Origin of the sequence: Alteribacter salitolerans (genome assembly GCF_016901055.1) — a bacterium.
In the GTDB taxonomy this organism is placed as follows: Bacteria; Bacillota; Bacilli; order Bacillales; family Salisediminibacteriaceae; genus Alteribacter; species Alteribacter keqinensis.
Genome location: NZ_JAFEUX010000001.1, coordinates 491,121 through 505,979 on the forward strand (window position 1 = coordinate 491,121; position 14,859 = coordinate 505,979).

Annotated in this window: 15 protein-coding genes; 5 read left to right on the forward strand and 10 right to left on the reverse strand. The window is 42.5% G+C overall.

Annotated elements, in window-relative coordinates; genetic code table 11:
- Nucleotides 1-14 precede the first annotated feature (14 nt).
- The 3 genes from JSY36_RS02285 to yfcC all read right to left on the reverse strand — a co-directional run bounded on the left by JSY36_RS02285 (nucleotide 15) and on the right by yfcC (nucleotide 3,644).
- Nucleotides 15-833, reverse strand: coding sequence for a patatin-like phospholipase family protein (locus tag JSY36_RS02285; RefSeq protein ID WP_205165198.1), 819 nt, complete (start codon nucleotides 831-833; stop codon nucleotides 15-17).
- 268 nt (nucleotides 834-1,101) lie between these two features.
- Complete coding sequence (locus JSY36_RS02290; protein WP_205165075.1) at nucleotides 1,102-1,953, reverse strand: DegV family protein; 852 nt, start codon at nucleotides 1,951-1,953, stop codon at nucleotides 1,102-1,104.
- Between the two features lie 179 nt (nucleotides 1,954-2,132).
- Nucleotides 2,133-3,644: a putative basic amino acid antiporter YfcC gene (gene yfcC, locus JSY36_RS02295; protein WP_205165076.1), complete on the reverse strand. Its 1,512-nt coding sequence runs from the start codon at nucleotides 3,642-3,644 to the stop codon at nucleotides 2,133-2,135.
- Between the two features lie 634 nt (nucleotides 3,645-4,278).
- On the opposite strand from yfcC, the gene JSY36_RS02300 reads away from it, so the two are divergent.
- Nucleotides 4,279-4,920 (forward strand): deoxynucleoside kinase, encoded by a 642-nt coding sequence (locus JSY36_RS02300; RefSeq protein ID WP_122896734.1) that lies wholly within the window; start codon nucleotides 4,279-4,281, stop codon nucleotides 4,918-4,920.
- A 17-nt stretch (nucleotides 4,921-4,937) separates the two neighbouring features.
- Nucleotides 4,938-5,630, forward strand: a complete 693-nt coding sequence (locus JSY36_RS02305; protein ID WP_122896733.1) for a deoxynucleoside kinase — start codon at nucleotides 4,938-4,940, stop codon at nucleotides 5,628-5,630.
- 59 nt (nucleotides 5,631-5,689) lie between these two features.
- Here JSY36_RS02305 and tatC read toward each other — a convergent pair whose 3' ends face one another.
- The 5 genes from tatC to JSY36_RS02330 form a co-directional block, all read right to left on the reverse strand.
- Complete coding sequence (tatC, locus tag JSY36_RS02310) at nucleotides 5,690-6,418, reverse strand: twin-arginine translocase subunit TatC (protein ID WP_122896732.1); 729 nt, start codon at nucleotides 6,416-6,418, stop codon at nucleotides 5,690-5,692.
- Nucleotides 6,419-6,519: 101 nt separating this feature from the next.
- A complete protein-coding gene (locus tag JSY36_RS02315; protein ID WP_122896731.1) occupies nucleotides 6,520-6,729 on the reverse strand; it encodes a twin-arginine translocase TatA/TatE family subunit in 210 nt (69 codons plus the stop codon).
- 117 nt (nucleotides 6,730-6,846) lie between these two features.
- Nucleotides 6,847-7,185 (reverse strand): hypothetical protein, encoded by a 339-nt coding sequence (locus tag JSY36_RS02320; RefSeq protein WP_205165077.1) that lies wholly within the window; start codon nucleotides 7,183-7,185, stop codon nucleotides 6,847-6,849.
- Between the two features lie 84 nt (nucleotides 7,186-7,269).
- Nucleotides 7,270-8,034, reverse strand: coding sequence for an NRDE family protein (locus tag JSY36_RS02325; RefSeq protein WP_205165078.1), 765 nt, complete (start codon nucleotides 8,032-8,034; stop codon nucleotides 7,270-7,272).
- Entirely contained in the window at nucleotides 8,025-9,371 is a 1,347-nt protein-coding gene (locus tag JSY36_RS02330) for a cytosine permease (RefSeq protein WP_205165079.1), read from the reverse strand. The genes JSY36_RS02325 and JSY36_RS02330 overlap by 10 nt, the downstream gene beginning before the upstream one ends.
- Nucleotides 9,372-9,624: 253 nt before the next feature.
- Between JSY36_RS02330 and JSY36_RS02335 the strand changes: the two genes are divergently transcribed.
- Together JSY36_RS02335 and JSY36_RS02340 are read left to right on the forward strand one after the other, a co-directional pair.
- A complete protein-coding gene (locus JSY36_RS02335) occupies nucleotides 9,625-10,647 on the forward strand; it encodes a toxic anion resistance protein (RefSeq protein WP_122896727.1) in 1,023 nt (340 codons plus the stop codon).
- Between the two features lie 39 nt (nucleotides 10,648-10,686).
- Nucleotides 10,687-11,595, forward strand: coding sequence for a hypothetical protein (locus JSY36_RS02340; protein WP_205165080.1), 909 nt, complete (start codon nucleotides 10,687-10,689; stop codon nucleotides 11,593-11,595).
- A gap of 84 nt (nucleotides 11,596-11,679) precedes the next feature.
- Here JSY36_RS02340 and JSY36_RS02345 read toward each other — a convergent pair whose 3' ends face one another.
- Complete coding sequence (locus JSY36_RS02345; protein WP_205165081.1) at nucleotides 11,680-12,879, reverse strand: anti-sigma-I factor RsgI family protein; 1,200 nt, start codon at nucleotides 12,877-12,879, stop codon at nucleotides 11,680-11,682.
- Entirely contained in the window at nucleotides 12,876-13,562 is a 687-nt protein-coding gene (gene sigI / locus JSY36_RS02350) for an RNA polymerase sigma-I factor (RefSeq protein WP_205165199.1), read from the reverse strand. Before sigI ends, JSY36_RS02345 begins: the two co-directional genes overlap by 4 nt.
- A gap of 266 nt (nucleotides 13,563-13,828) precedes the next feature.
- On the opposite strand from sigI, the gene JSY36_RS02355 reads away from it, so the two are divergent.
- Nucleotides 13,829-14,776: an MBL fold metallo-hydrolase gene (locus JSY36_RS02355; RefSeq protein ID WP_236784397.1), complete on the forward strand. Its 948-nt coding sequence runs from the start codon at nucleotides 13,829-13,831 to the stop codon at nucleotides 14,774-14,776.
- The last annotated feature ends 83 nt before the right edge of the window (nucleotides 14,777-14,859 follow it).

Consider the following 14,859-nt stretch of genomic DNA (forward strand, 5'->3'; position numbering starts at 1 on the left):
TTACTCCAAAATGTCTAAGAAGAAAGAAAAGCTTCGAGCTCATCTGCTCTTTTCTTTGCATGCTCGTAGCCATGCTCATAGAGACTCCGCAGGCGCTCTTCACGTTTTTCCACCCTTGATACACCCATTAACTCATCCGGTCTGAATACAAACGCTCTCCCGTCTTTCTCAGCCTTTCTGACCTCCTCGATCGCTTCATTGTATACAACCGACCGGCCTTCTACTGCTTTTATGAGTCCGGGATGACCTTTATACTTCCTCTTGAATACCCATTTCCCTCTCGTAAGAGGTTTTTTAAAATAACCATCGCGCTGGGTAAGAACGACAATGTGTTTTTCGTTCCCGTCTTTCATGGATCTCTTTAATGGAATGGGATCACTGATCCCCCCATCCATAAGGACACGTTCCTTATATCTGGTAACCGGGGCCACAAAAGGGAGTGAACTTGATGCTCTTAATATGTTAAGAAATGAATCCCCGACTTCGTTTTTTTCATAATAAATGGTTTCACCGGTCGCACAGTCGGTTGTTCCAACGAGAAACTTTTGATCCGAACCGAAAAATGCATCAAAATCAAAAAATACTTCCTGGTTGGGTATTTGATCAAAGATCAGATCCATATTAAAAAGCTCCCCTTTGGAGAACCACCTTTTGTAGGAGATGTAGTCAGGATGCGTGCAGTAGCCAATCGTAACTTTCTCATTCCGCCCTAATTGTTTGGAGATATAGGATGCTGCATTGCATGCCCCTGCTGATACACCTATAACATAAGGAAAATGCCAATCCTTTTTCAAGAAATATTCTAATATTCCAGCTGTATACATACCGCGCATACCGCCGCCTTCCAAAACTAAACCGACATTATCTGCCTGATGCAACGTCCCTTCCTCCTTAATACTAAGGTGTTCAACAATTATACTGATTCTATTTTAACGAATTCCTCAGATTACTACAAATATTTTCATACTTAAACAGCAGAACTGCCCCGACTGAACACCACTGAAAATAGTCTGTTGTTTATTACGGGGTTCTCAGTTCAGGAAAAAAGGCTGTCTTACGAGGAAAGGACCTCATAAGCCAGCCTTACATTATTCCTAACAGTTATTCAGGTTCTGTATAATACATCAGGGCAATGGCACCGGGTCCTGTGTGGGTACTGATAATCGGTGTCGTCGGACGGATTTGGAAATCTTCAAAATCCGTAAGCTCCATGATATTATTTTTAACCTTTTCAGCCAGCTCAAGGGCATCAGCATGAGCAATCCCGATTCCTCTCACTGTTTTTCCCGCAGTTTCTTCCTTAAACTGTTTTTTGAAAAAGTTCATCATCTGCACATGAGTCCGCACTTTTGTAACTGGAGTATATACACCGTCTGCAAGAGAGGCAACAGGCTTAATTTTAAGGAGTGAACCCATAAGGGCCTTCCCTCTGCCGATCCTTCCACCCTTCGATAGATATTCAAGAGTATCTACCATGATATATAAGGATGACGTTTTTTTTATCTTTTCGATTCTATCTTTTATTTGTTCAAGGGAAGCTCCTTCCATAGCCATCTTCGCAGCTTCTCTTACCTGAAATGACAATGCAAGAGAAATAAAACCCGAATCAACAACTGTTACCTCACTGTCAGTCATCGTTGAAGCCGTCCGCGCGGAATTGTAGGTTCCGCTCATACCTGATGTCATATGTATAGATAGAATATCACTTCCATCTTCACCGAGCCTGTCATAGACTTCAGCAAATGAACCTGCGGAAGGTTGTGAGCTTTGCGGGATATTTTCACTTGCAACAAGTTTATTCAAAAATTCATCCGGCGTGATGTCCACACCGTCAATATAGGACTCACCATCGACCGTAACAGACAACGGAACAACTGTAACTGCCAGTTCGTCCATCATTTCTTTTGGAAGGTCACTTGTGGAATCAGTAACGATTTTAACTTTTTTACTCATTTGAGCACCCCTTTTTCCTCTCACTAAAATGCTCTTTCTATCATACTACAAGCCCCGTTCCTTGTTAAGACACGAGTTAAGGGGCATTGGGCGTTGTTCTGCATGTGAGCCTGACTCCCCAATACCTCCCACACCGCCATGTACATGTACCTCTTTTCTCGTCAATGTAGTAACTTCAACTAGCTGAAGCCAATTAATGTAGCAGTAATAACAAAAGCTGATCCAAGAATAAAGATTAAAACCTGAAATTTTATGATGAACAAAAACCATTTCCCCCAGTCAAGTCTGGCTGCCCCAAGTACACCCATAAGAGCAGCGGAGGTCGGAACAATCATGTTTGTAAATCCATCACCAAGCTGGTATGCAAGAACCGCTACCTGTCTTGATACTCCTGCTATATCGGAAAGAGGGGCAAGAAGAGGCATTGTAAGAGCAGCCTGTCCTGAACCTGACACCACAAAGAAATTAAAGACGGATTGAAACAAAAACATAAACCATGCAGACAAAGCAACAGGCAGACCTTCAATCGAGCTTCCCGCAGCGTTCATTATTGTATTTAATACCGATGGTTCACCTGGATCATCGCCCCCAAGAATAATGACAATTCCCTTCGCCATACCTACAATAAGTGCAGCAGGCAGCAGATCACGGGCTCCCTGTGTGAATCCTTGGGCAATATCATTTATGGTCATGTTGTTTAATTTAAAGATTACACCGATAATACCGGCAACCAGGCCTATTGTGAAAAATTGCGTCGCAATTTCCGGAATGTAGTATGCGTGCTGAACCACTCCCCATACAATCCATACAATACCAATTACAATCGAGGCTACAACGAGACTGTGTCCAAGTCCGAACCTGCTTTTAATGTCTTCCTGTTTAACATCCTTACGGAAATACTCATCCGATTCGTAGGAAACAGAACGGGTCGGGTCTTTTTTGATACGCGCGGCGTAATACCATGTATATGCCACACCCACTAACGTAAAAAATGCCCACATGGCTATTCGGAACGGCGCACCTGACAATACAGGAACATCAGCTACCCCCTGTGCAATGGCTACGCCAAATGGATTCATCCAGCTTGTTGCGAACCCGATCTGGGTTGCTACATATGTAATCATAATGCCGGTAATGGCATCATACCCAAGTGCGATAACAAGAGGAATTAAGATCATGGCAAAAGCAATAGCTTCTTCACCCATGCCAAATACCGCCCCACCGAGAGAGAACATGACAAACATAACTGGAATAATCAGGCTTTCACGGCCTTTTGTGTGTTTAATTAAAGAAAAGATCCCTTCTTCAATTGCACGGGTCTTCATAATGATTCCAAAAGCACCGCCGATAATAATGATAAAAGCCACTACGCCGACTGCAGAACCCCATTTATCACCAGACACGAGACCTTCGAATACGTAGTTTAAAAACCCGGCCCCGCCGCCATCTTCGAAGAGGTTTACACCATCACGTACAGACTCCCCTTCTTCATCAGTGACAGTTTCAAAACTCCCCGGGACCAGTACAGTCCGGGTATCTTCTCCCCCATCACCGGTTGTGAACGTTACCTCTTCTGTATCAAACTGTCCCTGAGGAAGTACATATGTAAGCAGGGCAGCAGCGAGAACAACAAAGAATATTATGACGAACGTATCCGGCATTTGAAATTTCCGCTTATTTTTATTTTCCATGGTATCTCTCCTCTTTTTATATATGCTTTGTAAACAACCGTTGCTGTTGGGAGCATACTCTATAAACTCTGATAGAAATGGAGTGTTATTTTATACTCACTGCACTCTCCCGCAGCGGTCCGGGAGCCGCTTCAGGGGTAACATGTCTCACCCGGTAACAATCCTCATGAAACCAGGCTGCGATAATGACAAAAGCAAAGTGTTTACATAAACAAGGTTTCTTGTAACTAAGATATTAATGCAAAACAGATGCCAACTATAGGTCACAGCGGATAATCTTCTTTACACTAATCATTGTGTATCTGTCTTTTTTATTTCCAACTTCCCGTCCGGCAGGAATCCAGTCCTGCTCCGGACATATGAAAAACCGTTCCCTGTTTGCTGAAAGTCCTCTTGATGCACTTCATTCTGACAATTCAAATGGACATAATACACACAACCTATTAAACCATTAATTAACCAATTATTGCTGTATAGAGACTCACAGCAAACCACACAAAAATATGTCGAAACTGTAAAGAACTTTGCTGAAATGTGTTAGAATAAACGTGGTTTTATTATCATTGATAGATGCGCACTGTCATTTAACAGAGCCTCTGAGAAAAGAATAAAAGAAAGGAGGACAAAGACTAAAATGAACCATGTACCATTTATAGCTGTTGAAGGACCGATTGGTGTAGGCAAGACATCACTTGCAGAAAAACTATCTGAAGATTACCGTTACTTTCTTCTGAAAGAAATTGTCGAGGAAAACCCGTTTTTAGGCAAGTTTTATGAAGACATTAATGAGTGGAGTTTTCAGACGGAGATGTTTTTTCTCTGCAACCGGTTTAAGCAGCTTGAAGATATCCAGCAGATTCAGTTAAATCAGAATCAGCCGGTCGTTAGTGATTATCATATCTTTAAAAACCGGATTTTCGCAAAACAAACACTAAAAGATGACCATTTCAGAAAATACGATCAGATCTATCACCTTCTCGCAGCTGATCTGCCTAAACCAAACGTAATCATATACCTGAAAGCAAGTCTGGATACCTTGTTAAAGCGAATCGCCCGCCGCGGCCGTTCGATTGAAAAACAGATAGACCCTTCGTATCTTGAACAGTTGTCCAGGGATTACGAAATGTTTATACAAACATTTAAAGAAACACACCCGGACATCCCGGTTATCACCATTTTGGGAGATGAGATGGACTTCGTTCATCGGCCCGAGGACTACAGAGCGATTGTCCAAAAGGTGGATGATGCTATGAAAACGGCTGCCACCCTGAAGTAAAAGAACGGAGTGAATTTATGAATATTGACCGCGCAGGAATACCCGAAAATGCTCTCATAACACTGGCAGGAACGGTCGGTGTCGGGAAGTCTACCCTAACAAATACACTTGCCCATGCACTTAACTTTAAATCATCCTTTGAAAAAGTGGACGGAAACCCGTATCTCGAAGATTATTACGCCGACTTTAAAACATGGTCCTTTCACCTTCAGATATACTTTTTAGCGGAGCGTTTTAAACAGCAAAAGCAAATGCATGAAACCGGAACCGGATACGTTCAGGACCGAAGTATCTATGAGGATGTAGGCATTTTTGCAAAGATGCAGTACGACAACAATAACATGACCAAACGTGACTACGAAACGTACCAATCTCTGTTTGAAGCGATGGTTATGTCACCCTACTTTCCGAAACCAGACGTGTTAATTTACATAGATGGAACCCTTGATAAGATTCTCGAGCGTGTAGGAAGACGGGGCCGTGAGATGGAAACAAAGACCCCTCGTTCTTTTTGGGAAGACCTCTACACCCGTTACCAGGAGTGGATTCGTGATTTTGATGTATGCCCGGTACTCCACCTGGATATCGAAGCTTACGACTGCAAAGATCCCGAATCTATTCAACGGGTTGTGGATGGTATACGTACATTGATTGAAAACCCGGAAAAGAAGTATTTAAAGCTGGAACCAATGGAAACGGCAGATAAATAATGTATGGAAATAAAGCAAACCCCTTTGCATTACACGATGCAAAGGGGTTGTTTATGTTTTTACAGTTGTTCACTATTCTGGCCTGCGATCTTCCTTTTGTAAATAATTGAGGATAGTGTAATGCTTACTTCATACAAAATCACCAGAGGGATAATGACCAGAATATCAGAGATAAAATCCGGCGGGGAAATTAATACCGATATGACAACGATGGCAAAAAATGCGTACTTGCGGTTTTTTCTCAGCCCGTAAGGCGTGATCAGCCCCAGGCTTGTCAGGAACATAACGACAAGTGGAAGCTCAAACAGGATACTGAAAGGAACCGTCATCCTCAGGACAAACTGAAAATACCTGTCCGGGGTAAACATCGTCTGAAACATTCCGTCTCCAAGTGTCAGTAGAAAGTTCAGCACAAGAGGAAGAACCACAAAGTAACCAAAACTCAGCCCGGCGAGGAACAATATCACGGAAGCCGGTATATACATCAGCGTAACCCTCGTTTCCTTGACTGTCAGAGCCGGCTTTACAAAAAGCCATATCTGAAACAAGAGAATAGGAATCGTCGCTGCAAAGGCAATTAATCCCGCAATACTGAAGAATATCCAGATAATATCCATCGGCCCCAGAATTGTAAGCTGCATATCCAGGTCTTTAATCAGCCATTCATAGATATCTCTTACAAAAATAAAGCTGACAATAAAAAATAATATAAAAGAACCGAGAACAATAATAATGCGTTTTCTCAATTCACTTAAATGATCGAGCATCTCCATATTTTGTTCGGCCATGACTTACGCTCCTTCAATCAAACTGCGCCCGGTAAACATACAAAAGGTGCAAGGAATCTTCCTGCCTCACACCTTTTTATGACTATCCGTTATTCAGTGCTTTAACGACCCTGGTTTGTATCGTTTGTGTTTTGCTTTTTAGACGAACGATCATCGTCATCATTCGTAAGATCTTTTGCAGAAGCTTTAAATTCCTTTAATGTCTGCCCCATTGCTCTTCCGATTTCAGGAAGCTTCTTGGGACCGAAGATAACAAGGGCAATAACCAATATTAAAATCAAACCGGGGATACCGATATTTTGAAAACCCATGAAAGTAACCCTCCTTTAAGAAAGCTTATTATGTTTATTCTCGGTGTATTTTCTACTCTATTATAAAGTGTTTTTTGTTATTTTACTATAGGTAGAGTAAAACTGTTTCATCTTCACCTAATCGTCAAAACTCCGGCTGGCAAACAAGGAATCAAGAACCACTTCTATTGAAATCCCGGCACCGAGATTAATCGCTTCTTTATCCCAGGTTACCGGTTCCATTGCAATACGCTCGACCGGGTCTGCTCCGGGGGTTGTTCCGATGTAAATATCCTCTGCTCCCCGGCTTTCTGATATGTATGTAAGGGAAGCCCGTTTTTGCCCTTCCACTTTTACAGGCTGCTCATTCATAACAAGATGATCAGATTGCGGCACGACAGAAACGATCAAAAGACCCCAGATTCCCATACAGAAGATCCCTAATCCCGAAATTAACATTACCTGCTTTTTTGTCATATCCGTTAACTCCTGTCATATACGTCATGGTCTATATCTTACTGTATACCATACTTGCGTTACGATAGCCAATAGGCATGCTTTTTACGGGACAGCCAGTGCAAATTTTGTGTCGCTGGTCTTTTTATTATGATAGCGCCGTTCAACGATTGTAAGTTCTCTGTTCCTGTTCATGATAATAATGGTAGAGCAGCGGGTTCCATAGTCTTCTGAAGAAATGAAAACGGGAGACAGCATCCGTTCTAATTTCTCCCCAAATCCCGTATCGGGAAGCAGCTCAGAAGGGAAAGGCTCAGCTGCAGCCAACTCTGAAAACAGCATATTAAGCAATTCTTCCTGATCTTCGCAGGCGCTCACACGGTCCATGGCATCCTTTACCGCTTCTACTTTAGGCCAGCTCGTATCCAATGCGGCATTACTCAACCCATAGATACCACTTTCAAGTACCTTTATGCCGTTTACCCTGTTAGACCCATAGCAAAGTGTGTCAGGTGTGCCAACCAGAAGATTGAAGCCATCGTACAGCCCCCCGTCTTTACTCACCTGCTTTACGAAGGTGCATGCATCGGTGTCTTTTCTCCTTAAAAAATTGACAATCAGCTCGCCTCTTGAATGCCGCGCCTCCCTTTCCTGCCGTTCACGGACATTGGTAAGAGCACCCAGACAGCCGGTTTCAGAGACACCCAGCCAAGTACCGCCTTTTTTAAGGTCTTTTCCAGCATAAACAACAGGGTATCCCTCCCAGCGATGAAGGGACTCTGTGGGCCTGGCATAAAATTCATCCCTGTTGGCAGCAAGAATGAAAGGAAATTTAGTATTCTTTTTCATGGAGATTCCAATCAGGCACATTTTTTCACCTTCTTGTTCCATCCTTTACGCTGAAGGATGGCCAGATAAATGAGTGGTGTGACAAAAAACGTAATAAAGCTTGGGGAAAGCCCGCCGGGCACCAAAAGATAAATGATCACCCCTGCCCCCACAGCCCACGCAGCGGGCACATTCAGAGAATACACTCCAGCCGCAAGATTGTTGATTGCCTCTTTGGATAACCTTCCCTTTTTTACAACCAAGTAATCTGCGATAAATACTGCAGTTAAAGGAATGATAACGGTACCCAGGAGAGAAATGAACTGTTCAGCCCGGTCTGCAATAATCGGAAAACCACTTACGATAACCCCGAGTGCGCCGAATATGACCGCACTTTTCATCCTTCCAAGCTTAGGAAAACTGTTTAACAGGCTGTAGCCACCGGTATAGGCATTATTCAGGTTTATCGTAATCATCGACATGAAAGCTGCTGTAAAAATCAAGGCAATGAGAAAAAAGGAATCGGTCATCCGGGTTGAAACAACAAACGGATTCCAGTCACCTGCCACTGTGGCAGTAAATGCTCCCAGAAGGGCTGTGAGTAAAAAGCCCAGACTATTTCCAAAGAAGATTCCGTAAAAGGCGTGTTTCGGTGTTCTTCCATAGCGGGATACGTCTGAAGAAGTACCTGCTCCCGATACATACTGCACGAAAGCGAGACTTCCGAATAATATCATCACAGAGGCAGACCAGTTGCCGCTGCCGTTTACGATATCCTTTGCTGACCTCCCTCCGTAGTCTCCTGTCAGGTACAAACAGGCCATGACAATCGCCGAGAGAAACAGAAGAGGCAGGACAAATTTCGAAAGATTTTTCAACGCTTCAAAACCTACCAAGGCGAGATAAGCCATTATTAGAGCCAAAGGAATGGAAAGCCACAGGAAAGGTACTTCCAGACCGAAACTTCTGGACAGCATCTCCTTTAATATATAGGTACCACCGATAGTCTGTACGCCGAACCAGTATAATGAGGTGAGTGTACGAATGGGCGAGGCTATGTACATTGAACCTTTCGTTCCGATCATGGACCGGATGACAAACTGTGCTGGAAGACCATAACGAGCGCCGGGAAGAGCCAGAAGTGATACAAATAAAAATGCCAGGCAAGCCCCAAGAACAGTAGACAGAACAGCAGCATAAAAGTTCAGTCCACCTTCAAGTACCGCCATAGCAGGCACAAGGAAATTTCCTGCGTTTACAGCCACAGCAGTCTTTATTCTTACGTAATCTAATGCCCCGGTGGTCCTTAAATGCTTCGGAACTGCGTCAAGCCCGATGGTTTCCACTGTTATCTTTTTTGCTGAAGCAGCCGTTCTCACATAGGTGCACCCTCTTTTTCTATGATGTATACTTAATTATCATCTTAGCTTTAAACCGGCTCTTGGTAAAGTAAGGGGCAATATAGTACATAACCATAAAGGGATCAGGGTATGAGAAAAATAGAAACGAATATGTTGCCCACATTGAATTTGCCGTTATATAATCAATCCAAAAGAATCGGAACCTTATACCATGTAAAACCGTAAATAAATCAAGAAGTTTGTATACGAGCACGACTCAGGAGGTCATTATATGTCAGAAAAGAAAAACGAACTCAAAAAAGATGAAAACGCCAAAACAGTTATAGAACAGATCCGGTCAGAAGGCAATCTTGAAAAAATTCTTGAAACGATCGGCAGAATTGGAACAGAAGAGCAGGAAAAGGCCGGTGAATCTCTCGAAGCACTGAAAAGACCGGTAAGCGACATGATGAACGACCCGAATCATGAGCTGCCGGAACAGCTGACCAAGCTGAAAGAAGTAGTTGCGGACCTGGAACCAAATTACTTAAAACAAGGAAAATGGGAAAAACTCGTAAATAAAATCGTCCGTAAAAGCCCTCTAGATAAGTACGCGAAAAAGTACCAAACAATTGAATCAGAGGTAGAAACGATCATTGAAGCACTTCTCCACGGTAAAGATAAGCTTCAGGAAGATACTGTAATGCTTCAGCAACTTAAGGTTGTAGCGAAAGAGCGGATGGCTTCTCTTGAAGAACAGATCGTCATGGGGAAAGAGCTTAACATAATGCTTGAAGAAGAGATGAAAAAAGAAGAATGGCAAAACGATCCGGTCCCGATACAAAAAGGACAGCAGAAAGTCCTCTCCCGCGTTAAAAACATGCAGCAGGCTGTACTTGTTCTTCAGCAGTCTCTTGCTTCTGTTGATATTATTGCCGAGAATAACGAAAAACTCGAAGAAGCTATATTTAACGCTATTACCATGACGAAAAACATCGTCACCGTTACAGCTTCCATTCAGCTTGCACTCGGGAATCAGAAAAAGGTCATTGATGCGGTTCAAAATGTAAATGAATCAACGGAAGCAATGCTTCTATCGAACGCATCGCTCTTGAAATCCAATACAGAAGAAACCCTTAAAACCCTCGAAAAACCGTCTGTTGCAATTGAAACATTCAAAAAGGCTTACGAGGATGTATATGCAGCGATTGAAATGACCGAGCAGTCAAACGAACGGATTATCGAATCGAGTAAACAGTTCATCACAGAGATGGATGAACTGAATACAAAAATGGAAAAGAAGCTCTTAAATTAACGCCCCGATTTCAGTTGGGGATACAGGCAGGTGAAACTAATGACCTTCAAAGAAAAGCTTCTCCATCAGGAATGGATACAGCCCTTTCTGCCAAACTATATGAAACCGTTGCACGAGCCCAGGATTGAGGAAGATGCTACCAGCCTCATGGTTCACGAAACTGAGGAGTTCCTTTCCGATCTGGCTTCCCTGTCGGAACTTCCGAGGCTCAATAAAACATTTAAACGTAAAATCAAAGGGTTCCTGCTGAAAGTGAAAATCAAACCGAAGAAGCTTCACCTTGAAATGCACGATACCAAGCGTTCCCAGGCTTTAATAAAAAAACGCATTTATATTACAATTTACAGAAAATCAGTCAAAGCAGAAAAAGGGCTCGGCAAATGCATAGATGCTACCATCTACTTTCATACAGACGGTCGTAACATCGTACGAAATGTAAAGCATCACCCATTGTTCAGACCTGTATTTACTCACCTTCATATGCTTGACAGCTCCTTGTCCGGCCAGAACCTCCTTCCTCAAAGCGAGAGTGAGGAAACCGTCGAGCTTCAAAGAGCTCATCATAACGAACCGGATGAGAAAAGTACGCTGAATGCGGAATTAAAGCAGCTTGAAAGGCGTTACGCAAACCTGAACAATTCAATTACATCTGTTTTTTCAAATGTCAGCGCCAGTTTGAAACGGTGTCTTGAAGAGTTTAACCTTCTTGATGTAGAAGAGCGCCACCAGCTCAAGCGGATGCTCATAAAAGAAATCCCCGACCTCCTTGACACTTACCAAAGCTTGACCCCCTCCCAGAAGAAGGAAATGGAAGAGGATGTCATTCGCGCACTTGAAAAAATGAACCGGTTCGTAGGCAAAATTGCGTCCTCACTTGACCACAACCGGATGGAAAGACTGAATCATCTGCTCAGAGTCAATAAAATGCGTTATGATGAAAATAAATGAAAAAAGCTGCTCAAAGTATCAACCTTTGAGCAGCTTTATTTAATTATCGTACCGTTTGATTATCTTTATGTGTTTTAATATACGTTATTTATCCGGGGAATCACAGTTCTTCCTGCCATTACCGGAGGGGTGTCCCTCCTCTTTGTCTGCTAAACCAGGAGGAGAGCACCCTTTTCCCCGTTGTGCGTTACCTTCTTGTTTCTTCCCCTTACCGGGAGTGTCATTTTTTTCAGAATGACCTTTTTTCTCATTTTTTTCTTTTTTCTCTTCTTTATCTTTATCTTTCTTTTCGTTACTCTTCTTAGTCTGTTTTTTTTCGTCTTTATAATCAGCAGGTTTTTCTTCCGGCTCAGAGTCTTCGTCGGTTATATTATCTACCGGTGCTTCCTCATCAATATCGCTTTCAGTGTTAGAGACCTGAGATGATCCAGATCCTGCTTCTTTGTTCTCTTCAGCGTTCTCCGTTACAGATGAAGGACTTTCTTCTTCCTGTTCCTGTTTTGAAGAGAGGGTGACTTCATCCATGTCCTGTTCACCGGAACCGCTGTGAAGTATATCTGACATTTCCGGGCCTGCTTCGGATACGAGCTGACTCATTGAAAAACTTCTCAGCTCCTCGACCTCGGCCAGCTCAAAATCGTATGTATGGGACAAGGCAATCTTCCCTGGTGAAACAGCTCTCGCTTTCGCTTCTTCCAAGGTAGACTGATCAATCAGTAAAGAGATAATATTTATGGAGTATTCTTCTTTTATGGATGTGGTCCAGCCTTCGTATCTGGCAAGCCACTTCTGGTCTTCGTAAAACACAGTAGAGGTGGATATGTATATACTATTTTCTTCCTCCAGGTATCCATGAGCTTTGCTCTCTTTTAAAATTAGATACGCTGCTATGTCAAAGGATTCCCCTATATAATCCCCGGGGTGCAGTTCGCCCAGTATTTTTTTCCCGTCTTCATTATAATAAATCAAATCAACAACTTCGTATTTCCGGTCAAGGGTGATTCCGATACTGGGATTAATATCAAAAGCAACGACACCATATGCTCTTTCATCATCCGGGAAAGGCAGTGCAAAAAAGACGATAAAGCACAAAACAGCCGCCACAGGCAGTGTCATGGATTTATGTTCATAAAGCATCGAAACAAGAAACGTATTCGCCGGTTTATAGGGCACTTCTTCACCTATTCTGGCACCAGCTGACCGTTTAGCTTTAACGAACTCTCCTTCTTTCGTTAAAACGATCATGAATCGTTTATGCTTCTCCATGACGACCCCTTTTTTCACCCTAACCACTCCTTAAGATAATCCTTTAAATAACGATAATCCTCCATTAAAACAAGGGATACCGCTATAATATATTTCCGGTTTCTCTCTATTGTTTTCCGGCTCATTGTAATATGTTTAGTGAGTTCTTTGATGGGCAGACGCTTTTTCGTCATCAAAGTTGATCGTAATCCTTCCATTTCAACTACGGTTTTCGCAATCTTGACCATGTTCTCACGTGCATCCTGATGCTTCGGGCATTGCTTCGCTACATCGGACAGGGAAATCTTAAAAGCTTTTAACTGCTCATTAAGGTGGAGGATTTCCTCTCTTCGGTACTCTCTCTCCTGTTTTTCATGATATTCGTGGAATGACGCATGAATTTCAGCAACATTCTCCATGTTTTCATTATCATCATCGTGGTAATCAATAGACAGGGGTATTTTTCGCCGCTGTTCCTGCCTGATAAAATCAATCACCCTTCTTCTGATTACAAGACTTGCAAACGAAAGAAAGGAACTTCCTTTATCAGGGGAATATTGATGTATGGCTTCGTTAAAAGCAATGAGGGCAATCGAATACTCATCATCTTCAGATGTATTAATATACCTCTTACAGACTTTGGCGGTTGTTTTTCTTATAAAGGGAATATACTGTTCAATCAAATCATTTTCCAGTCTGACGTTACCGCGCTGAATTTCCATTACTGTCTCGTTTATATCGAAAGGTTTATTTGTATCAATCGTTAAGCGCTTAAGCACCACTAGCACCTCGCTTGTGCGTATTCATATGTATTCGACCATTCCAGATTATTTTTAGGGGTCATTTTCATATCTTAACGAGTTTTTTTTACAAATTCAGTGGACCTTCGACCTAACTATCAATTACATTTCAGTAATACGCGGTTTACAGTTATATTACGAAGAATTAAAATATAGCTACACCCAATTAAAGGAAAGGAGGTAAATCCTTGTTACAACACATTCTAACACTCGACAAAGATCGATATCTTATTGACGGCTTCGATTTAGGTATGGCAGAAAGGACCGGTTCTTATGTACTAGCCGAGAGGGATCTGACACTGATAGAAACAGGACCGTCGCTGTCTGTCCCGTTTATTAAAGAAGGACTTTCTCACCTCGGGTTTGAGTCAAAAGACATAAAAAATATTATTGTTACTCATATTCACCTGGATCACTCCGGCGGATTAGGTCTTTTACTTCAGGAATGTCCATATGCTACTGTTTACGTTCACAAAAAGGGGGCGCGTCACCTCTGTGAACCACGACGGCTTATCCAGGGTGCCAAGATGGTTTATAAAGATGAATTTGACCGTTTATTTGATCCTGTACTTCCAGTGGACCCGGATGTGATTAAGGTTGCACGGCACAATTCAACACTTTCAATCGGGAGAGATGCAGCCCTTACATTTTTTGAAACCCCAGGTCACGCAAACCATCATATTGGTATATTTGATGAAAAGAGTGGAATATTTTTTTCCGGGGACACACTTGGCGTCATTTACCCTTCCTTAAAAAGAACCGGAATTGAACTTGTTCTTCCCTCAACATCCCCCAATCAGTTCGACCCCGACTGTATGCTTGCATCCATGGAGCTTGTTCAAAAGGTGGGACCACGGCGGATTGCTTTTGGTCACTTCGGACTCGGAGAAGACCCCGGTGCAGTGTACAGTCAGATCACATACTGGCTGCCTTTATTTATGGAAACAGGGCATGAGCACTTCCTTCAGGACGGTACTCATGAACAGCTGAAAGACGCTCTATTCAGTAAGGTTAAAGAGTATTTACAGAATTTCACTGATGATATACCGGATGAGGCATATAAATCTATAGAACTTGATTTACTCATTGGTTCTATGGGTATTCTCGACTATTACAAGCGGAAAAGCAGACAGTAATCCATACTCAGGTTGTTTTTTTTTACGACAAAAGTATATTATAATGGAGTGAATAAGGTCCATCCAAAATAATGGAAATATAC